Here is a 21608-nt window from a genome sequence, read left to right as displayed (position 1 = left end):
AACATATTTGAGATAGATGAATATTCGGTTAGCAGAAGGTAAATAATTGGTAAAAAATGCGAATAACTAAGAAGGGATCTCGCAAAATACCCGGGGATGCGTCCCCGGGGCAGTCATTAAACGGAAAAGGTATTAAAGAGGCACAAAACTGATTTTTACTCAGTCTTCTTCTTCGTTCCAATGACCTATTTTACGGATTTTCTGATTTCGGTACCGGACCAGCACCGCCGGAGGCCGATTGCAGAGATCCTCCAGGTCCCGGACCAGTACCTTCTTTATGTTCATGGCCGTAGCGTCCGGATCGGTGTGGGCGCCACCCTCAGGTTCGGGAATGATTCCATTAACAATCTTAAAGTCCAGCAGATCGTTGCTCGTAATACGGAGCATGGCCGCCGCATCCTTGGCCCGGCTTGCATCCCGAAGTAGGATACTCGCGCATCCTTCAGGACTTATGACGGAGTAAACTGCGTTTTCAAGCATATAAATCTTATCGCCCACACTAATGCCCAGGGCACCGCCTGAACCGCCTTCTCCGATAATGACACTGATAATGGGTGTTTTCAATTGGCTGAATTCCATGAGATTTCTAGCGATAGCTTCGCCGATACCCCGTTCTTCAGCTCCGAGTCCGGGGTAAGCCCCTGAGGTATCCACGAAGGTGATGATAGGGCGATGGAATTTTTCAGCCTCTTTGGCTAAGCGCAGGGCTTTTCGGTACCCCTCAGGATTGGCCATTCCATGGTTTCGCTTCATGTTTTCCTTAAGGGAACGGCCCTTCTGGTTTGCGATGATGGTTACCGGTTGGCCGTTCAGAAACCCTAACCCTCCTACTATCGCCGCATCATCACCGAAATAACGGTCACCGTGGAGTTCGATAAAGTTATCGAAAATGCGGGTTATGTAGTCCAGTGCATAGGGCCGGTCCGGATGCCGGGCCAGTTCTACCCGGCGCCAGGCCATTTCGGTTTTTGAAGCCGCTTTGACCTTTGATTCAAGCAAGGCCAGCTCATCGCTTACATCAATACCGGAAGCTTCTGCCAGTTTTTTAAGCTCTTCGATCTTTTTCGTAATGGATGTGGTGTGGCTCATGATCAGGCTCCTTCTTTGCAAGACCGGTACGGTTTATGAAGGTCGATGAGCAGCGAGAGCAGGTGCCGCTGTTCCTGTCTTCGGGCGATGATGTCGACAAAGCCCTTATCCTGCTGAAATTCAGCCCGCTGGAAACCCTCGGGAAGTTTTTGCCGGATAGTCCCTTCGATAACCCTGGGGCCAGCAAAACCGATGAGGGCTCCCGGTTCGGCAATGATCACATCGGCCAGCATTGCAAAACTGGCGGTTACACCCCCTGTGGTGGGATCACAGAGGACCACAAAATAGGGTACTTCTGCCTTGGCAAGTTCTGCCACGGCGCTAGATGTCTTGGCCATCTGCATGAGGGAGAAAATCCCTTCTTGCATACGGGCACCCCCTGAGGTGGTGTAGATAATAACCGGTTTCTTTTCTTCTGCTCCCCGTAAGAGGGCCCGGCTTACCTTTTCGCCTACTACGGAACCCATGGAGCCTCCCATAAAGTTAAAGGACATGATCCCCAGAATCGCTGGTTTGCCTTCTATAGTGCAGGTGCCGGTAATAACCGCCTCCTTCATGCGGGCCTTTGCTTCCGCTTCGGAGAGTTTTTCTTCATAGCCTTCTAAATCGATGGGATTTAAGGACCTGAGATTAGCAGAAAATTCCTGAAATGATCCCTTGTCAGCCAGATAGGCAATCCGTTCAGCTGGCTCCATGCGATAATGGTAGCCGCAAGATGGGCAGGTTTTCAGGGCCGCTTCGATGCTGGCCGCATCATGGACGGTACCACAGGATGGACAAGGTGTATCAGTGGACATGTTCCACCTCCTTTTCTATTTCACCATAGTAGGCCGTACCAAATTGCCCCGAACGAAAGGTTGTATGATTGATGATCCACCGTTGCTGGGCAGTGTTGGTTTTAATACCCTCTATAACTAATTCCTGGAGCGCCCGATTCATACGGGCGAGAGCCCGTTCGCGGGTCGGCCCGTGAACGATGAGTTTTGCTACCATAGCGTCATAGTGGGGTGGAACGGTACAGCCGTTATACAGGAACGAATCGAAGCGGACACCGGGTCCACCAGGGACATCCAGACGGGTAACCTTACCAGGGCTTAATGCGTTGATGCGGCACTCAATGGACCAGCCATGTAAGTGCACTGAATCCGGGGCAATTTCCAAACGGCCTTCGGTACAGGCCAGAATCTGCTGGCGAATGATATCTACGCCGGTAACAAATTCACTGACCGGATGTTCTACCTGAATGCGGGCGTTTACTTCCATAAAATAGAATTCTTTGCCGGATACGAGAAATTCGATAGTCCCCGCTCCGCGGTATTTTAACTCTCTGAACATGCGCACAGCCCCTTCGGCCATACGCCGGCGCATGTCGTCATCGACCCCTGGAGAAGGACTCTCTTCTATCAATTTCTGATGTCGTTTCTGTACTGAACAGTCTCGTTCGCCTAGGACAAGCACAGTACCGTTACCATCGGCGATAATCTGGAGTTCTACATGTCGGGGGTTTTCAAGGTATCGTTCAATAAAGACCGTGCCATCTGCAAAATTTGCCAGGGCTTCCCGGCTTGCAATGGCCAGATTTTCCGGCAGTTCCGCAGCTGATCGGACAATACGCATCCCCTTGCCGCCACCCCCTGCGGCTGCCTTAATAATAACTGGGAAGCCGAGCTTTTCTGCTGCAGCGACTGCAGCCTGAGGGTCTGAAACGGCTCCTTCGGTCCCAGGCGTTATGGGGAGTCCATATTTTTTTGCCGTATTGCGGGCCTGGACCTTATCCCCCAGTAGATCAATTACATCCGGATCGGGGCCGATAAAGATGAGCCCCTCTTTCTGCACCGCCCGGGCAAAATCGGCATTCTCCGACAGGAACCCTACACCGGGGTGTATGGCCTGACATCCTGTGCGAAGTGCTGCCATAATGAGGTTTTCCTTAACCAGGTAGCTTTTTGCCGATGGCGGCGGCCCTATGCACACTGCCTGGTCAGCAAGCTTTACATGGAGATTTTCCTTGTCTGCCGTAGAATAGACCGCAACGGTCTCTATTCCCATTTCCCGGCAAGTTCGGATGACCCGGACAGCAATTTCTCCCCGGTTTGCAATAAGTAGACGTTTAATCACCGAACTTGCTCCTACAGTCGTTTCACTTCAAAAAGGGCCTGGCCATATTCCACCATGGCACCATTCTCAGCTTTGATGGTAAGAATTTCGCAGTCAAACTCTGCTTCCAGGTGGTTCATCATCTTCATCGCTTCCAGAATACAGAGGGTTTGTCCTGCTTTAACCTTGGTTCCTACTTCCACAAAGGGCGGTGCATCGGGGGACGCAGACCGGTAAAAGGTAGCAACAATAGGACTTGTAATAACCTCGCCGGTTGCAGCAGGGCTCCCTGCATTGACCGGGAGACCCAGGTGAACCGCATGTTCCGCTGCGGTGGTATGATCTGATGCTGCATTGACCATACTGGTACTGCCTGCTGCGACCGTACCAACTGCACCTACTGCCGGAACGGCGGTACTGCCAGCATTACCATTGCCGCGAATTGCCCCCTCTTTCCGAAGTACCAGGTGCAGGGATCCATCATTAAGTTCCAGTTCAGCTAGCTGGCTGGAGCCAAATTTTTCTACCAAAGTAATAAGGGTTTTATCGTCCATTTCAGTCTCCTGTATTGTCTGAGTTTAGATTGTTGATGGATCTACATCGGCTTCATAATCGACGCCAGCAACATCAAACCCATGGGCTTCGAGGAAATCGTGCTTAAAGCCTTCTACATCTGCCAGGGTAAAGAGGTTTTCCTCCGTAATGGCTTCCATCCGAGCCTTGGTTTCCCTCTGTACGTCATCCCTCATTTCCCAATCATCGATGCGGATCCGCTGGGCATCGTCGGTAGGTACCTTGTTGGGATTAAGGGCTGCTTCAGCGGTATAGAGTCGGTCTTTATAAAGCCGTACCAGCTGTTCAATACAGCCTTCGTGAAGTCCCTTTTCTTTCATCACCTTAAAGAGGGCTGAAATATACAGGGGAATAATGGGAATGACGGCGCTCGCCCGGGTTACGAGGGCTTTGTTAACTGACACCCATGCGGCTCCGCCGGTTTTGGAAAGCCGCTCATGGAGCAGGTGACTCGTTTTTTCAAGATGTTCCTTGGCTTTGCCAATGGTACCGTTTTTGTAGATCGGCCAGGAAAGCTCTGGTCCTATATAGGTGTACGCCAGGGTCCGTACCTGGGGAGCCAAAACTCCGGCAGACTGCAGAGCATCGATCCAAAGTTCCCAGTCTTCGCCTCCCATCACTTTGACCGTATGGGCAATTTCCTCCTCAGTGGCGGGCTCTGCACTAGCTATGGAAATTTTTCCCGTGAGCATATCCATGGTTTTGCCTGAATAGGCCTGCCCGATGGGTTTAATCACCGACCGATACATGACCCCGTCCCGGGGATCGGTCCGGACCGGAGAAGCGAGGGAGTAGATGACCAGATCCACCTGGGCGGGAATATCCGCCTTGGCAGCTACTTCCCGAATGGCGGCAATTGCCTGATCCTTCATTTCGTTGGAGAAGGCATCTCCGTCCAAGGTTTTTGAAATAAGCCCCGCCTTGGCAGCCTCTGTATCAAAGGCCAGGTTATCATACCAGCCCGGAGTGCCTGGTTTCGTGGAACTTCCTGCTTTTTCAAAAGAAATACCTACCGTCGCAGCGCCATAGCCAAAGGCCGCTCCAATACGGCTTGCAAGGCCATAGCCGGTGGAACAGCCGATAACTAAAGCCAGCTTTGGAGCTCCCTTTGTATTTGAAAGACCTGCCATATGCTGGCGGACGTACTCAATCTGATTTTGAACCATCTTTGCACAGCCCTTGGGGTGGCTGTTTAGACAGATGTTGTTTCTGATCATTGGTTTAATTTGCACAATCTGCTCCTTTGCTCTTCAAGTGCAGGATTTTCAGCCTGCGGCTCATGTAATCAGCGGCTTATGTAACCTGCGGTACATTTAGCCTGCGGTACATTTAGCCTGCGGTACATTTAGCCTGCGGCGCTGCCTACCAGGCAGAGCCATTCTGCCTCCGCAGCCAGTTCGTTGCCCACATAGGCCTTGCCGGCCTGTTTAATCATTTTGCCGGAGACCCGCAGGTTTTCAATTTCGAGGCGGACCTCCTCGTTGGGTCGGACCTGCCGGCGGAATTTTGCCTTGTCTACCGTGGCCAGGAAGAAGAGGGCATCCCCGCCGAGAACGCCCGCCTTCCGCAGACCTGCGCCGCCGGCCTGGGCCATGGTTTCGATAAGGATGACCCCGGGCACCACCGGGTACTGGGGAAAATGTCCTGCAAAGAAAAATTCCGTATCCTTAAAGACATGGCGGGCAATGATCCGTTGCTCCGTAATTTCATCGATGACATCGACAAAAAGAAAGGGACTGCGGTGGGGCAGAAGCTGTTCGATTTCGTTCATCAATAATACCTCTTAAAAACTACAACACCGTTGTGACCGCCGAATCCGAGGGAGCCCGAGGCCGCAACGTTAATCGTTCCGTATTGAACCTGGTTGGGCACATAATCCAGATCACATTCTGGATCAGGGTTTTCCAGGTTGATGGTTGGAGGATAGAAGCCTTCTGTTATGGCCAGTATGCAGGCGATTGCTTCGAGCCCGCCGCCGCCGGCGATGCAGTGGCCAGTCATGCTCTTGGTACTGGAAACCTTCATTTTATAGGCATGTTCCCCAAAGGCAATCTTGATCATCTTGGTCTCTGTAGGATCGTTAATTTCCGTACTGGTCCCGTGGGCATTGTAATACTGGACTTCTTCGGGTTTGACCTCCGCATCTTCCAGAGCCGCCTTGATCGCCCGGGCACCCCCTTCGCCAGAGGGATCCGGGGCAGTGATGTGATAGGCATCTGCGGTAGCCCCATAACCGGCAAATTCAGCCAGGATTTTTGCACCCCGCGCTTTTGCGTGTTCTTCACTTTCCAGAATTAAAATCCCCGCTCCTTCGCCCATGACAAAGCCGTCCCGGTCTGCGTCAAAGGGCCGGCTCGCCTTCTCCGGCTCATGATTCCGCTTGGTCGACAGGGCCTTAAGCATCTGAAACCCGCCGATAGCAAAGGGTACGATAGCCGCTTCTGTGCCCCCTGAGATCACCACATCGCAGCGGCCTGAACGGATCAGATCCAGGGCTTGCCCCAGGGCATCGGTGCCGGATGCACAGGCCGTAACCTGGGTAAAGGCGGGGCCCTTGGTGCCATAGATCATGGAAATATTGCCCGCCGCTTCGTTATTAATCATGAGGGGAACCGTGAGGGGCAGCATCCGCCGGGGGCCCGAAGTAATCATCTTGCGAAAGGATTCTTCCACCACTTCCCAGCCGCCAATACCGTTCCCAAGGACAATACCGGTTTTTTCCGGATTGCAGGCTAACCGGGGCTTGCCTTCTTCCCCCCCATCGGCGGAACGGCTCTCCACAAGCCCTGCCTGTTCCAGAGCCTGGGCGGCGGCGGCCACAGCAAACTGGGTGAACCGGGCCATCTTCCGGGCATCCTTTTTATCAATCCAGCGGGTAGGGTCAAAGTTTTTTACCTCCGCTGCGATTTGGACATCAAATTCGCTTGCGTCGAAGAGGGTGATGGGGCCGACGCCGCTTTTCCCCGCCTTGAGGCTGGCGCTGAACTCTGCTACTGAATTGCCGATGGGGGAAATAGCCCCCATCCCGGTAACCACAACTTTCCTGTTCATAGTGTACTCCGTTTATATAAACATGCCGCCATCGACGGCGATAACCTGACCGGTTATATAGCTTGCCCTATCCGATGCAAGGAAGAGGGCCATGTTGGCAATATCAGTGGGGGACCCCAGCCGTTTTAAGGGGATGTGGTCCATCAATTTTTCCTTGGCTGCTTCGGGAATCGCATCAGTCATATCGGTGACAATATAGCCCGGTGCAATCGCATTGACCCGAACGCCCCGGCTGGCTACTTCCTGAGCTAAGCTTTTGGTTACTCCGATGAGTCCCGCCTTGCTGGCTGCATAGTTAGCCTGGCCGCCGTTTCCATGGATCCCCACCACACTGGACATGTTGATGATGGAACCTGACTTCCGGCGGATCATCTCCCGGCCTACGGTACGGGCAATAAGAAAGGCTGCGGTCAGATTGATGTCCAGCACCTTCTGGAAATCCTCAAGGCTCATCCGGAATGCCAGGCCGTCTTTGGTGATCCCTGCGTTGTTCACGAGGATATCAAAGCCCCCTGCCTCTTTTTGGGCTTTTTCTATAATCGCTTCAACCTCTGTTACTTTTGATAAATCCGCCGTTACCCAATGAAGGAGGCCCCCGGCTTTTTCCTTCATATTCTGCAGATCTTCTGGCTCGCGGGTGCTTAAGCCCCAGACCTCTGCTCCTTCTGCGAGAAAACTTTCCAGAATTGCCCGTCCTATTCCCCGGGATGCTCCGGTAACAAGGGCTTTTTTGCCTTCCAGTTCCAATTTTTTTTCCATCTTGTGCTCCTTCGTTCTGTTTGTCCGGGGACTCACTAAAAACTGTCAGCTTTTAGAAGTCCCTACCTGTATAAAGTTGCAGTTCAATGCTGTGGGGTATCAGCCTGCAGCGCAGCGATAAATGCTTGAATATCTGCGCTTGTTCCTGCCCCGTAGACCGGAATTGCACTGCCTGAATCTTTCCAGAGTCCCTGTAATACCTTGCCGGGGCCTGTCTCAAGCACTGCATCGAGACCAAGCGCGGCAAGCTGGGCCTCTTCGCTGGTCCAGCGGACCGGTTCGGTTATTTGCCGTAGGGCCAATTTTTTTGCTTCCATACCGGAATGCACCTGTTTTCCCGTTACATTGGAAAAAAGAGGAATGGTCGGATTGGAAAAACTGGTTCCCTCCAGAACCGGGGCAAAATCTTCCAGAGCATCCGCCACAAGGGGAGAGTGGAAGGGCCCTGCGACCTGCAGCCGGATAACCCGCCGGGCTCCGGCCGCTTTGAATCGCTCTTCTGCCTGGTCGAGGGCACTGGCAGTACCGGCTACTACTACCTGTTTAGGACTGTTAAAGTTCGCCGCATACAGATCCGGAAGACCTCCCTGTTTCCATTCAGCAATCAGGGCTTCTACCTGTTCACCGGGTAAACCGAGGACCGCTGCCATGCCCGGAGCCGAACCAGCCTCTGCAGAAGCTAAGCGGTCTGCGACCTTCTGCATGGCTTTCCCCCGGGCGGTAACCAGCTTAAAGCAGTCTTCGTAGCTTACCACCCCCGTGCAGGCCAGGGCTGCATATTCACCAAGGCTGAAGCCCGCACAGGCAATGGGCTCAACTCCCTGTTCCCGCAGCACCGAGGCGGCGGCCAGGTTCGCCAGGGTAATGGTCGGCTGGCTTATGTCGGTCCGTTTTAACTCCTCCGCAGTGGCGTTTTCGAGAAGGGCTTTCAGGTCTATGCCCGCCGCCTCGGAGGCAACCGCAAAGAGATCCTGTACCGACCGGCTGGCCTTGTACAGATCCAGGGCCATCTGGGGATATTGGGCTCCTTGTCCGGGAAATACAAAGGCAATTCGTTTCTTGGTTACCATACGATCAGGTTTCCTCCATAGGTAAGCCCTGCGCCAAAGCCCAGGGTCATAATGAGATCTCCCTTTTTAAGGCCTCCGGCCCGGTTAAGTTCATCCAGTGCTATGGGAACTGAGGCCGCAGAAGTGTTGGCATATTCTTCGATATTGAGGAAAAATTTCTCTTCCGGAATGCCCAACCGTTTTGCAGCGGCTTGCACAATGCGGGCATTTGCCTGGTGAGGTACAATACGAGTAAGGTCTTCTACAGAAAGTCCCTCTTCTTTGAGAAGCTGTTCCATCGTATCGGTCACCGCTTTTACGGCAAAGTTATACACCGCCCGGCCGTTCATCTCGATATGGGGCGGCTGGTCCAGGGTTTCACCCTGTTTATAGGGATTTCTCGTGCCGCCCCGGCGCATGATAAGGTAGTCTCCTCCTGACCCATCGGCCCCTAAAATGGAACGAAGCAAACCCCGTTTCCCCGGTCCGCTGGAAGGAGCATCGGTTTTATCGATAATCACCGCACCAGCCCCGTCACCAAAAAGAACGCAGGTACTGCGGTCTTTCCAGTCAGTTATTTTAGAGAGAATTTCTGCTCCGATCACCAGGGCTCGCTTCCGGTCCTGCCTGATACTCAGCATTCCCGCCGCAGTTTCCACACCGTAGATAAAGCCGGTGCAACCTGCGACCACATCCATGGCGGCGGCCTTTTTCGCACCGAGTCTGTCCTGGACTAAGCATGCAGTCGATGGAAACCCGAAAAAGTCTGGGCTTGCGGTTGCCACAATAATTGCATCGAGGCTTTCTACAGCCGCTTCTACAGAACCTCCCAGGCTTTTGTCCTGGTCTACAAGCATTTGCAGAGCTTCCCGGGCAGCTGCTACTGCCAGGTCGCTTGTTGCGGTTAGTTCATCCGCGATATGCCGGTTCCCAATTCCTGTATGAGAACGAATCCATTCATCAGAGGTATCTAAGGTTTTAGCGAGTTCATCGTTGGTTATGCGGTGTGGGGGAACTGCCCTTCCGGTTGCTACAATTTCAAATGCCATGGTTGCTCCTTAAAATGACAAAAAATGTTTTAAGTGTCATTTTATATATGCTATCATAACAAAAATAGTAAAAATGTCAATGATGATATTAAAAAAAAAGGCTGTCTCCGAAAGCAGACAGCCTTTTTCTTATAGAGTCTTTTCATACAAGCCTGAGGGGACTTAAAAAAACTACGTTTTAAGAAACACCTCCAAACGTTTACAGTACCTGCAGTATTTCATCAACCTGTTAGAGCTCCTTCCATCTTCTGCAGGCGTGGTAGTGGCCGTTCCCGGTTTCCTGCAGTTCAGGCTCGGGCAATTCGGCACAGTCCTTTGTTGCATAGGGACAGCGGGTATGGAAGCGGCACCCTGATGGAATATTGGCCGGACTGGGGATTTCACCGGATATGGGAAGTTCCTTTATCAGGTGAACCTTGCCTGGTTCTGGTTCCGGTACTGCTTCGATCAGGGCCTTGGTATAGGGATGGAGAGGATTATCAATAATATCGCCTGCTTTGCCCATCTCTACTATTTTACCGAGGTACATGACGGCGATCCGGTCGGTAAAATAACGGGCCGTAGAAAGATCATGGGTAATATAAAGATAGGTAAGCCCCAAATGACGCTGAACATCCTTCATCATATGAAGTATTTCTGCTCTGGTCGAAAGGTCGATCATAGAAACCGGCTCATCGGCGACAAGGAGCGATGGATTCAGAATGAGGGTCCGGGCGGTAGCAACCCGCTGTCGCTGACCCCCTGAAAGCATGTGGGGCCATCGGGTCATGAATTCCTCAGGAGGATTCAATTTGACTTCTTCCAAAGCCTTAATGATCATTTCCTGTCGTTTTTCATGGCTTGCTTTAATCTTATGGATAAGAAGGGGCTCTTCCAGCACATCCTTAATCTTGAATCGCGGATTCATGGATGCATAGGGATCCTGAAATATCATCTGGACCTTAGTCCGGTATGTTCCGGTTTCCTTTTTCCCCAGATGGGTGACATCCTGACCATCGAACCAGATTGAGCCACCGGTGGGCTCCAGCAGTTTCATAATGAGTTTTCCGGTAGTTGTCTTTCCAGATCCGGATTCACCAATAAGGCCAAATATTTCCCCCCGGGCAATAGAGAAGGAAATGCCATCTACTGCACGGATAAGGCGTTGCTTTTTCTGACCTGTTAAAGCCTGGGTAAAGGTCTGATGGGGCCAAAAATGTTTTTGGAGGTTTTCTACCTTAAGAATAATATCCTGTTGTTCTGCCATTTACTTGCCCCCCTTGCAATGCCAGCATGCAACAAAATGTCCGCTTTCAATTTCCACAAGCGGCGGTTCTTCTTCCCGGCATATATCCATTACCCGATGACAGCGGGGATTAAAACGGCAGCCCTTGGGCGGATTGATAAGATCCGGCGGTGTACCCGGTATGTATTGGAGGTTTTCTACTTCCTGATGCAGTCGTGGTGTAGCCAGAAGCAGCTTTTCTGTATAGGGATGAGCCGGTCCCTGTTTACCGTAAATCTGTTCGTTGCTTCCCAGTTCTACGATTTTTCCTGCATACATAACACACATTCGATCAGAAACCTCTGCTTCCAAGGCCAGATCGTGGGTAATAAAGATAAAGGAAAGGTCAAACTGCTGTTTGAGTTTCTTTAAAAGATTGATGATCTGAGCCTGAACAATAACATCCAGAGCTGTTGTGGGTTCATCAAGGATAACGAGCTTTGGTTTTAGAAAGAGGGCAGTAGCAATAATGACCCGCTGTTTCATGCCCCCGGATAATTCATGGGGATAACGGTTCATAACTTCGGCAGGGAGCCCCACATGATTAAGATATTCTTTAATCAGTTCCTCCGCTTCATTCTTTTCCATCGTTTGATGTTCCTGCAGGGTTTCCATCATCTGCCTTCCGATCGTGTAAACCGGCGTTAGGCAGTTCATGGCTCCCTGGAACACCATGGCGATTTGTGTCCAGCGAACTTTTTTTCGGACATCCTTATCAGCCATAGGTAGTATATCCGTACCGTTGATAAGGATCCTGCCCCCCTCATAACGGCCAGGGGGTGTGGGCATCCTGAGGAGGCTTGTCCCCAGGCTGGTTTTGCCGCAGCCCGATTCTCCCGCCAGGCCGATGGTTTCACCGGGATACAAGTTGAATGAAATATCATCAATAGCCCGTACCGCACCTTTCGAGGTGTGATAGTACATTTTTAGGTTTTCCACCAGTAACAAGCTTTCCATTGTGGTCCTTCTTCCGGTTCTTAGTTACCGAGTTCTCAGTTTTGGATGCAGAATTCTGTCCATGGCAAACCCAAGGAATGCAAAGGTCATGCCCATGATTGCAATAGCCAGTCCTGGGGGAATAACCCACCACCAGAGCCCATTGAGGATGGCATTTCCGAGCATGGCATCATGCAGAATTTGGCCCCAGGTAACAATCGAGGCGTCTCCCAAACCCAGCAGGGATACGGAAGATTCATACACGATGGCACTGGGTACAGAGAGCGCCATGGATGCAAAGGAATAGGGGATGAGAAGGGGGGCCATATGGTTAAATATGATTCTCCGGTGTCCTGCCCCTAATGCCCGAGCGGCTTCTATGTAGGTTTCCTCTTTAATCTGGAATGCCATGGAGCGGACCGTCATAACCGATCCCGGCCAGAAGAAGATCACCATAACCGCTATGAGAAACCAGATGCTGGGCTTAAATACGGCGGATACCACGATCAGAACCGGCAACAAGGGAATTGAGACAAAAATCTGGTAGATGAATTGCATGATGGTATCAACAATACCGCCAAAATAGGCCGATATGATACCGTAAAAAACCCCGATAAGGACTGCAACAGCAGAAGTAAAAAGTCCAATAAAGAGGGCCCATTTCAGTCCAGCCACAAGACCGGAGAAAATATCCCGCTTTATATTGTCGGTTCCCAGAATGCCCGATACAGAGCCGGTTACAACGAGCCGGGTATCTTCCATTGCATACTGTTCCTGATTCAGCACCTGGGCTTTTATAATAAACCGGTATTCACCCTTGAGGGGTTCAAAACCAGCGGCCATACCTTCTCTTGCTGTATTAAAAAGGATTTCCGTACTGCGAATAGTCCCTGCAGAAACCCTGGATAGATTTTCCGATGTTTCATGGAGTTTTAGAAATGCAAAGAGGCTGTTTTTACTGTCATTGTTAAGGGAGAATCGTATTTCGGTAAGGTCTTCGTTTTCAACATACTGTCGAGATACATCGATTGTGGTACCGTCGGGCCGTTCTACCATAACGGTGAGGGGCACAGAACCCTTAATGGTGCTATGTACAATAATGTCGAGGGGCGCTTTATCAGCGGTAAATCGATAGGTAAAGCTGTCCTGGACAAAAAGAGTACCTTCCTCATCGGTTATGGTTTCCCTATAGCCTTTATTCAGATGCAGGGTTCGGGCGGCTTTTTTTGCGGTGAACAAATTAGTCCATACAGGGGCCGCATTGGTTGGATTATCCTGCCAATAGGTAATATCCCGCCAGCGGGTATTGGCTTCTTTAAAAGGAAGCAGGGTGTTTTCAAATATGGTTACAAGGAGAAATAACACAAGAAGTGCAAGGCCAACAAGTCCAGAGCCCTCCCTTCTGAATTCGGTCCAGAAATCCTGGAACCAAAACCCAAGATCCTTTATGTTCATGCTTTGCCTCCGACTTTGATGCGGGGATCGAGGAAGCCATAGGTCAGGTCCAGAATAACCAGCCCGGCTTGATATAAAGCGATTGTTATGGCCAGGTCTCCCATTAAAACAGGAATATCATTCTGTTGTACCGCAATCCAGTACAGATTCCCTAAACCGGGCCAGGAAAATATGCCTTCAAAAATAATGGATCCTGATATGGAACCGAGCAGAGAAAGCAGTGACATGGTGATAAGGGGTGGAGCGGCGGTCCTCAGGGTATGCCCTAACAGTACACTGTTTTCGGGAATTCCCCGAGCCCTGGCGGCCATGATATAATCTTCCTGCAGGATTCCCAGAACAATGTTCCGAACTACAAAAGCCAATCCCCAGAAGCCGATAAGCACCAGGGTGAGCATGGGAAGGGCTGTGTGCCAGATGACATCAAGAATATACATAATACCTTCCGGCGCTGGGACTGAGTGGATCCCGCTGGAAGGGAATATTTTCACCGTGTAAACAAAGAACATGATAAGAATCATGGCAAGCCACCAGGTAGGCATGCCATATACAATCATGGTGATGAGGCTGGTGGTTTTATCGAGACTGCCTCCGGGTTTTTGTGCTTTTTTTAGGCCTAGAAAAATACCAATCAGTAGTTCGAACACCGCTGCTACGGTAAAGAGAATAAGGGATCGTGGAATTGCTTCGGCAATTATGGTTAGCACATCCCGTTCACCCCGGGATGATTTTATAATGGTAGATTTTCCAAATTTAAAGGTGATGGTGTCGATTGCCCGATACACGATCCGTTCCCAGATGGGTCTGTCGAGCTTGTAGGTTTTAATTAACTTTTCACGCCGTTCATTTTGAAATTTTTGCAGAGCACTGGTACTGACGTTTTTTAACCGCATCGATTCCAGCCGAACCTGTTCTTCGATCTGGGACCTCATGGTGGTCTCTAGAACCGAGTTGAACAGGGCGGACATGATAAAAATTAAAAGCGCATACATGAATAAGCCTTTTATTATGCGCTTGGTGGCAAACCACTTGTACATATAAACCTCTTTGAGACTGCCTTTGTATAGCCTTGATATAGAGGAAGGGGTCTAAAAGATGCCCCCTTCCTTGTAAGAGAGCTGTTTTATCCTGTTAGAGGTCAAACAGCCCGATCAAACTTAAGGTAACAGTACCAAAGAGGTGGGCACCACAGAGGGAGCTTCAGTGCTGAAGGCAGACTGCAGTACAAGGGTATAGTTCCCTTCTTTGAGTCCACTCATATCCTTAGCAGGAATAACGACCTGGAATGCACCGTCTTTCACATGCTTTGCGGTATAAACCTTTTCAGTACCATCAGCGAGGACCAGGGTAGCGGTAACCTTTGCTTTATTGTCCGCTGGAGATGCTGTATCCGCCGGATACAGGACTGCGGAAACCGCTACATCAATGGTTACATCCTTTGCCTTTGAAGCTGTTGCAGGAACCTTTACTTCATCGATCCGGGTAAGGGTGGTCTTGAGCTTATTGGGCCAGTAATCAGCTTTGTAGGGATAACTGTCCCGGAATGCAGACAGCTCTACATAGTTGGCATTGTAGTCCACCTTGCTGATAAAGAAGGGACCGTTAGAGATGTAAGCATTGCCATAGGTATCGATGAATTTGATTGCCGCATTGTAGCGGGCTACCGCTTCTTCGGGCTTTACCCACTGCTTAATGGGATCCGGTACGTATTTGGCTTCCACAAATTCCTGAAGCTTTGCCTTGATATCTGCGACACAGGTGGGGTTAATCACATCCACTTCGGTAAAGGCGGGGTCGGAGCTGAAGGAATAGACAGTGCCGCTCATAGAGCCTTCGACCACAAGTTTAGCCAGGGCTTCGGTGATTTCCCAGGAGACCAGGGTCTGTCGGCCGGGATTACCAGCTTTCGGGGAGGGAACCCCATTGGCTGCTACACGGGCAGCATCCATGGGCCAGTTAAAGTCATAGTAGTTGGTAAAAGACCCATCCTTGTTAACCACACCACCTTTACTGATGGGAAGGAAGGCCTGATACTGGGATGCATAGGCCTCATCGTAATAGAGGTCGTCTTCGCTGTCCTTGTTGGCCCATTCAGCAACAAATGCAGAAGCATACATCAGGTCTGCAATAGTGACAGGCTGGCCGGAATGCCATTTGCCATAGATATAGGTTGAGGTGGCTTCCGAGTAGGCGGTTATATTGTCGTTCTTGACATAATCATACTTACCGTCCCCTACATCCTTATACTCTATACCGGATTCCCACTGTTTTGTTTTGGAATTGTAAATGGTTGCTTCCTTGGGAACGGAAATTTTCCCAACTAGTTTCCCCTCAGGACCGGCTTCTATCTTGGTAATAACCTTTTTTTCATCCCATTTAACCCGGAGGGGTGTGTCGGCCGCATCGTTGGGAGCTTCGAAGGTAGAAAGATCGGTACAGGCTTCGACAATGGCTGCACTGTAAGCATCAGAGAAGCCATCAACACCAACAGGGTCCCAGGCGCTCATGAAAAGACCACCCCGGGCAGAATACTGGGTAACCCGCAGAACCTTTTCGCCCTTGTCGTTGGGTTTGACATCGGCGGAGCGAACCGACCAGTTATTAAGACCGTCCCCCAGACCGTAGAGCATACGACTGTTAAAGCGGCCCTTGTTGGCCACATAGTACTGCATCTGGCTTACGAGGTAAATGCGGACTGCGTCCTCAAGCCCCAGTTTAGTAGCCTTAAGATTGTCGGTCCAATATTCATCGCTGGTGAGGAACCAGCCGTTATAGCTCTTCTGTGCCAGCCGGTCAATTTCATCGTTCTTATAATTCCAGAAACCTTCGGTTGCACCACCGGGCATATAGCCGTAATAGGGTGCATACATCTGGGAAATGGTAACATCCCACCAGCGTCGGGTGGCACCGGCACCCCAGCCTTCAGTGTACATGGTCCATTCATAGTCTGCAGGATCGCCGCCATACACCAGTTTACTTGCCTTGGATCGGTCATAGAGCAGCCGTTCGACTTTTAAACCGGCTTTTTCAAGCTGATCCGCAATGTAGTTACCTGCGGGGAGCCGGCCTGAAGGATCATCCACCCGGATAACGAAGCGGATCGTGACGGGTTTGCCTTCGTAGGTCCAGAATTGACCGTATTTCAACAGTTTTCCCTTGTTTTCCGGGAGGACTGCGGCGGCTTCCATGGCTTTCGTAATATCTTCGATAGCCTTCTTTTCATTACCCTGGGCAGTCATGCCAAGGTTTGCCGCAACGAGGTTGTATTTATAGGTTCCGGGCTGACCAGGCGTCATGGGGGTCATCATCGGTTCACCGGTGCCCTGCAGGACTTCGTCGACCAGCTTTTTCCGGTCAATGAGCCAGTTCAAAGCATAGCGAATTTCACGGATCGCTAAAGGATTAAAGACCTTTTTTCCGTCCTTCGTGGTATGAACATAGGGTGCCTGATTGGGAATGGGGTTGGTTAAGAGTGACCATGATCCTGAAGGAACCGCATACACATCAAGTTTGGCTAAATCGTTCTGATCTATACCTTTATAGGTACTTCCGTTCAAGCCGGTAAAGAATACATCGGTTTTGCCTTCTGCAGTATCTTTAATTGCAACGGTTTGGTCCATGACCACATTATAGATAACCTTGTCTACAATGGGTCCCAGTTCTTTGCTACCCCCGGCGGTTCCACCGCCGCCACCAGAGCATGCTGCCAATAGGGCTACTGAAGCACCCAGGGCTGCGAACAACCTTTTCTTCATGAGATCCTCCTGTGAAACAATGCAGTTTCTAGTTCTATAATTTTGGATAGCTAATGCAACCGTATGAATATGCATTTTATTTTGTATCAATAGCAACGAAATGTAAAGAAATCATAAGTATATTCGGTTGTTTTTAGCCCATGACAAATCTGAGAATATGTATCATAATCCAGGTATGAGCGATCGTTTTAAAAAATTTAATTCTGGGCGGGCTAACTTTTTTTTAGTCGCTTTTATAGCTCTAGTACTTGCTGGAGCGGTACTTAAAATAACAGCTACGGTGGTATTACCCTTTATCATAGCCATCCTGCTCGCATTTATTCTCGATCCCTTAGTACGGGCTTTAGAAAAGGTTTATATACCCCGTGTTGTAGCAATTGTTATCGTTATAGCAGGTATAGGTTTGGGGCTCTATATAGCGGGACTTATACTGTTCAGTTCCGGAAAGACTATATTATCCCAATATCCCCGGTATGAAAAACGGTTTCTTGAGATTTATAGTTGGATCGCAGGGCTTTTTGGGCTGCCCTATGACGAACACCGTACGTTTATCGACAACCTTTGGGGACAATTAGGTGTTCGTAACCAGATTCGGAATTATACATTTTCTATCACTAATGGATTTATCGATTTTTTGAAAAGTCTTGTAATGGTACTTCTTTTTATAGTCTTTTTACTGCTCGAATCAGCCCATCTGGAAGAAAAAGTAGCCATTGCATTTGAACATCGTTTTTCTGGAAGAATAAAAAGTATAGTTGAAGCCGTAGTATTACAGGTGAGCCGATATCTCACCATCAAATTTTTTATTTCTCTTGGGACAGGCATTTTTGTTGCCCTAGGACTAGCCCTACTTAAGGTTGATTTCTGGCTCATTTGGGGTGTCATTTCATTTATTCTGAATTTTATTCCTACTATCGGGAGTATTGCCGCAAGTACAGGGGTAACCCTTTTTTCGCTCCTTCAGTTCTGGCCCCATGGCTGGCCGGTAGTTGGAGCCTTTTTGGTGATGTTGCTCGTTAATTTTGTGGTTGGCAATATTCTTGAACCTCAGATACAGGGAGAAAATCTGGGACTTTCACCCTTCATCGTTCTTGTATCCTTACTGGCCTGGGGGTGGCTCTGGGGCTTTGCCGGCCTTGTTCTGGCTGTTCCCATGACGGTAATCGTTAAAATTATTTGTGAACATGTACCAATCTTGGAGCCTGTAGCGATCCTTATCGGTTCTTATAAGGATCTGCAAAAATATAAGACCCCTGGTCAAAAATTGCTTGTTAAAGTACAGGTTGATGAACACAAATTTCAGGAGGAACCAGCTCAACATGATTGATGAACAAAGTCTATCCTTTCGCCGTATTCCCTTGTATGAACGGCTCTATACCCAATTAGATGAATTGATTTCTCTAAAATCACCCAACCTCATTGCTGGTATGGCAACCATGGCAGCCCTTCTCCATGCAAAACTTTCCCATCATTTCTGGACAGGATTTTATTTTGTCGCAGGGGAGGATGAACTCCATGTGGGTCCATATCAGGGATCGGTAGCCTGTCAGATCCTAAAGGGGAGGGGGGTATGCCTTGCCTGTGTGCGAACAGGGGAGCCAGTTATAGTACCCGATGTAGAAGCCTTCCCTGGACATATAGCCTGTGACTCCCGTTCAAAAAGCGAAATCGTCATCCCCCTTAAAAAGAATGGCAAGGTTGTAGCGGTTCTGGATATTGATTCGGATAAACTAGCCCAGTTTGATGCAGGAGATGCGGAGCATCTGCAGAAAATAGTAAACCTGCTGATACCTTTGATTGAGAGTTTCCCAGGCTAACGGGGAAAGTTTTTAAGATATTGCCTACTATCGTCGTCTGGTATTTTTTTTAGAAAGAGAACCTATTTTGGACTATACTGTAAAGTATGCCCTCTAGAGGGCAGAAAAGGGGGAATCTTATGAAACGGTTGCTTTTCATTTTTCTTCTCATGGTGTTGAGTGTCGGTTTTCTTATGGCACAATCGGTTCCTAAACGAGTGCTAACCCAGGCAAAACTGGACAAATTTCTTGCAGATCTGCCAAAGATTACGAAGGATCTCGATAAATTTACAGATAAGTATGACCAGGAGTTTGGAATGGACTCTCCTGAAATGGCCGAGGCTTTCAGTCAATTAACTGTCCCCGATGTGGCTGCCATGTTTAAAGCCATTCAGGCAGATGCTCAGGTCAAAGCTCTTCTGGCAAAATACGGCTGGAATGATTTTTGGGAAGTCTACGGAGCAGTGCTTTCAGGTTATTTTATCCTTTTGTTCGAAGACATGGCTGCCCGGATGAATTCTGCAGAATTTACCAAGTCCTTAGAAAAAAGCAAGGCTAACTATAATAAGGACGACTACCAGCTTGTAAAGAAAAATCAGACGAAGATACAGGAAGCCTTTGAATCCTTAGAGGATGAATAAAAGGCGCGTCTATAATACAATGGGTAACCCACTCCCCCTCCTGGAACTTGCTGTGATGAGAAGGGGAGCTTCTGGTGTACAATAGGCTTATTTGTTTTTCTTTAATAACGCAGCAAAGGGATTGTAGGTATCCTGGGGGTCTTCATCGGCCATATATTGTTTGGAAACCGCCTCTTCTTCAGCAGAACTTGCTGGCTTAAGGCTAATACGCCTTCGGATTTCATCAACTTCCAGTATCTTAACCATTAAGGTCTGACCTAGCTTGACTGCACCCTTTACATTGTTGTACTTGTCGCCGCTTCGCAGTTCAGAAACGTGTATCAACCCGTCTAGACCTGGCTCCAGGGATACAAAAGCTCCATAATCGGTAATGCGGATTACCTTGCCGGTATGTTTTGATCCAATGGGGTACTTCTTTGCTGCCTCTGTCCAGGGATCGGCCGAGAGGCTTTTCATGCTGAGGGTGATCCGTTCGGTTTGCCAATCAATTTTGATAATTTCTGCCCGTATTTCCTGTCCAGACTGCAAAACCTCGTTTATGTTTGCTACCCGTTCCCGGCTTATTTCTGAGACTGGAATGAGTCCTTGTATCCCACCTAAGTCTACAAAGGCACCAAAATCCTGCACCGATGCGATGGTGCCGGTAATAATACTGTGTTCCTTAAGGATTTCCTTAAGTTTAGCAATTTTTTCTGCCTGCAGGGCCTCTTCTATAGCCCGGTTAGATACGATAAGATTCCGGCCATTATCTTTATATTCTTGTATGAGAAAGGTGAGATGCTTCCCGACCCAGTTGGAACCTTCTTCTGACCGTTTTATTCCCATCTGGGAATAGGGGCAAAAGGCTCTGGTCTCACCAATTGCTACCTCGTAACCTCCCTTAATTTCTTTTTCTACCACACCTTCAACAGGAATATGGTTCTTGTAAGCTTCTTCGAGTATAGATAAATCAGCCTTTTCGCCGCTAATTCGGGTCGTGAAATGAAGTTCTCCGTTCTGAGCCTTCAAAAAGAAGGCCTTTATTGTATCCCCTTCTTTCAGGGTTAGTTCGCCGTTTTTATCAAGCAACTCGGCCTTTTCTAAAATACCTTCGCTTTTTCCATTAAGCTCTAAAAACACCGTATCATTTGAAATAGAAACAATTCTGCTTTCTATCATCTGTCCTGGCTGGAATTGGATCTTCCGGCTGTCCATAGAATTCATATAATCCGCAAAACTAGTGGATCCTTGATTTCCTTCACGTTTCGCCATTCTTCTGCTGCTCCCTTATGAGTTTAATAAAATGAAAGTATAGCAGAAAAATCAGAACACCGTAATACGGTAGTACTAAACATTTTTAAATAACTTTTCATAATTAAAATAGTTAATAATCCTTGAAAAACACTATAAAAATAGTATATTTACACAGTAGGTGTATAAAATGTGTAATCTAAAAGGGGAAATCCTAGCTGATAGTACCAAAGACCGGATTCTCGCGGCTGCCCAGAGTATTTTAAAACAGCGTGGAGCTGATGCCCTTACTATGGAAAGTACTGCAGAACTGGCTGGGGTAAGCCGTAAAACGGTATATAATCACTTTCAGAATCGTTTCAAACTGTTTGATGCGGCCGTCGCCCATTGGATGCGGCATGTTCTTGATGGGGTTGAAGCTATAGCTGCAAATCGGGAACTCCCTTTTATTGAAAAATTAAATGCCATTGTAGATCGTGGATTTCGAGATCTTCGTGAAGGTGGACGAATTATTGGTCGACCTCAGCGAGAACGACTGGATCCCGCAGAGTTGGATTTGCGAAAAAGTCTACAAACATCATTGAAACAGCTTATTAAAACGATTGTACTCGATGCGGACCGTTCGGGTTATATCCGGAATGATTTTACTGCAGAACAGATCACATGGATTATCATCAATATTATTACGGGAATTATGGCTCTAGATCCTATAGAAGAGAATAATTTTACTAAAGCTGAACTACTGCAAGATGCTCTACGCGCTGTAATTTTAGGTGTGTTGAGCCCCGTGGGGCTTGAGGTTATGCAAGGATCCGCTTTGCTTTCTGGAAAGGCGGGCTTAGATAACCCTTGATAGTTCTCCGG

General features: G+C 49.0%; 20 protein-coding genes. 4 read left to right on the top strand and 16 right to left on the bottom strand.

The features are described 5' to 3' along the window. Positions 1–159: 159 nt before the first annotated feature. The 15 genes from SPICA_RS10370 to SPICA_RS10300 form a co-directional block, all read right to left on the bottom strand. Positions 160–1089, bottom strand: a complete 930-nt coding sequence (locus SPICA_RS10370; protein WP_013969460.1) for an acetyl-CoA carboxylase carboxyltransferase subunit alpha — start codon at positions 1087–1089, stop codon at positions 160–162. Between the two features lie 2 nt (positions 1090–1091). Then, the gene (gene accD, locus SPICA_RS10365) at positions 1092–1886 is read right to left on the bottom strand and encodes an acetyl-CoA carboxylase, carboxyltransferase subunit beta (protein WP_013969459.1); all 795 of its coding nucleotides are present in this window, start codon (positions 1884–1886) and stop codon (positions 1092–1094) included. After that, complete coding sequence (locus SPICA_RS10360; protein ID WP_013969458.1) at positions 1876–3207, bottom strand: acetyl-CoA carboxylase biotin carboxylase subunit; 1332 nt, start codon at positions 3205–3207, stop codon at positions 1876–1878. The genes accD and SPICA_RS10360 overlap by 11 nt, the downstream gene beginning before the upstream one ends. A gap of 11 nt (positions 3208–3218) precedes the next feature. Then, positions 3219–3740, bottom strand: a complete 522-nt coding sequence (gene accB / locus SPICA_RS10355; protein ID WP_013969457.1) for an acetyl-CoA carboxylase biotin carboxyl carrier protein — start codon at positions 3738–3740, stop codon at positions 3219–3221. A gap of 24 nt (positions 3741–3764) precedes the next feature. After that, positions 3765–4991, bottom strand: a complete 1227-nt coding sequence (gene fabV, locus SPICA_RS10350; RefSeq protein ID WP_013969456.1) for an enoyl-ACP reductase FabV — start codon at positions 4989–4991, stop codon at positions 3765–3767. A gap of 113 nt (positions 4992–5104) precedes the next feature. Next, on the bottom strand, positions 5105–5530 hold the full coding sequence (fabZ, locus tag SPICA_RS10345) for a 3-hydroxyacyl-ACP dehydratase FabZ (protein ID WP_013969455.1): 426 nt from the start codon (positions 5528–5530) through the stop codon (positions 5105–5107). Next, positions 5530–6810, bottom strand: a complete 1281-nt coding sequence (gene fabF, locus SPICA_RS10340) for a beta-ketoacyl-ACP synthase II (protein WP_013969454.1) — start codon at positions 6808–6810, stop codon at positions 5530–5532. The genes fabZ and fabF overlap by 1 nt, the downstream gene beginning before the upstream one ends. 12 nt (positions 6811–6822) lie before the next feature. Next, positions 6823–7569 carry a 3-oxoacyl-[acyl-carrier-protein] reductase gene (fabG, locus tag SPICA_RS10335; protein ID WP_013969453.1) on the bottom strand — a complete coding sequence of 249 codons (747 nt, stop codon included), beginning with the start codon at positions 7567–7569 and terminating at the stop codon, positions 6823–6825. A gap of 83 nt (positions 7570–7652) precedes the next feature. Beyond that, positions 7653–8639 (bottom strand): ACP S-malonyltransferase, encoded by a 987-nt coding sequence (locus SPICA_RS10330; protein WP_013969452.1) that lies wholly within the window; start codon positions 8637–8639, stop codon positions 7653–7655. Beyond that, positions 8633–9667, bottom strand: a complete 1035-nt coding sequence (locus SPICA_RS10325; protein WP_013969451.1) for a beta-ketoacyl-ACP synthase III — start codon at positions 9665–9667, stop codon at positions 8633–8635. The genes SPICA_RS10330 and SPICA_RS10325 overlap by 7 nt, the downstream gene beginning before the upstream one ends. Before the next feature lie 229 nt (positions 9668–9896). Then, complete coding sequence (locus SPICA_RS10320; protein ID WP_013969450.1) at positions 9897–10913, bottom strand: ABC transporter ATP-binding protein; 1017 nt, start codon at positions 10911–10913, stop codon at positions 9897–9899. Continuing rightward, entirely contained in the window at positions 10914–11888 is a 975-nt protein-coding gene (locus SPICA_RS10315; protein WP_013969449.1) for an ABC transporter ATP-binding protein, read from the bottom strand. Between the two features lie 24 nt (positions 11889–11912). After that, the gene (locus tag SPICA_RS10310) at positions 11913–13322 is read right to left on the bottom strand and encodes an ABC transporter permease (protein ID WP_013969448.1); all 1410 of its coding nucleotides are present in this window, start codon (positions 13320–13322) and stop codon (positions 11913–11915) included. Then, a complete protein-coding gene (locus tag SPICA_RS10305; protein ID WP_013969447.1) occupies positions 13319–14359 on the bottom strand; it encodes an ABC transporter permease in 1041 nt (346 codons plus the stop codon). The genes SPICA_RS10310 and SPICA_RS10305 overlap by 4 nt, the downstream gene beginning before the upstream one ends. Positions 14360–14479: 120 nt before the next feature. Then, a complete protein-coding gene (locus SPICA_RS10300) occupies positions 14480–17077 on the bottom strand; it encodes an ABC transporter substrate-binding protein (RefSeq protein ID WP_013969446.1) in 2598 nt (865 codons plus the stop codon). 175 nt (positions 17078–17252) lie between these two features. Between SPICA_RS10300 and SPICA_RS10295 the strand changes: the two genes are divergently transcribed. The 3 genes from SPICA_RS10295 to SPICA_RS10285 all read left to right on the top strand — a co-directional run bounded on the left by SPICA_RS10295 (position 17253) and on the right by SPICA_RS10285 (position 19514). Continuing rightward, complete coding sequence (locus tag SPICA_RS10295; RefSeq protein ID WP_156789666.1) at positions 17253–18404, top strand: AI-2E family transporter; 1152 nt, start codon at positions 17253–17255, stop codon at positions 18402–18404. Then, positions 18397–18894, top strand: coding sequence for a GAF domain-containing protein (locus tag SPICA_RS10290; RefSeq protein WP_013969444.1), 498 nt, complete (start codon positions 18397–18399; stop codon positions 18892–18894). The genes SPICA_RS10295 and SPICA_RS10290 overlap by 8 nt, the downstream gene beginning before the upstream one ends. Before the next feature lie 119 nt (positions 18895–19013). Continuing rightward, a complete protein-coding gene (locus SPICA_RS10285; protein WP_013969443.1) occupies positions 19014–19514 on the top strand; it encodes a hypothetical protein in 501 nt (166 codons plus the stop codon). A gap of 87 nt (positions 19515–19601) precedes the next feature. On the opposite strand, the gene SPICA_RS10280 is transcribed toward SPICA_RS10285, so the two are convergent. Further along, positions 19602–20765, bottom strand: coding sequence for a 30S ribosomal protein S1 (locus SPICA_RS10280; RefSeq protein ID WP_013969442.1), 1164 nt, complete (start codon positions 20763–20765; stop codon positions 19602–19604). Between the two features lie 169 nt (positions 20766–20934). On the opposite strand from SPICA_RS10280, the gene SPICA_RS10275 reads away from it, so the two are divergent. Further along, the gene (locus tag SPICA_RS10275) at positions 20935–21597 is read left to right on the top strand and encodes a TetR/AcrR family transcriptional regulator (protein WP_013969441.1); all 663 of its coding nucleotides are present in this window, start codon (positions 20935–20937) and stop codon (positions 21595–21597) included. Positions 21598–21608 lie beyond the last annotated feature (11 nt).

The sequence above is a fragment of the Gracilinema caldarium DSM 7334 genome (assembly GCF_000219725.1).
In the GTDB taxonomy this organism is placed as follows: Bacteria; Spirochaetota; Spirochaetia; order Treponematales; family Breznakiellaceae; genus Gracilinema; species Gracilinema caldarium.
Note: the sequence above shows the minus strand (reverse complement) of the source record. Positions and strands in the feature narration are given on the sequence as shown.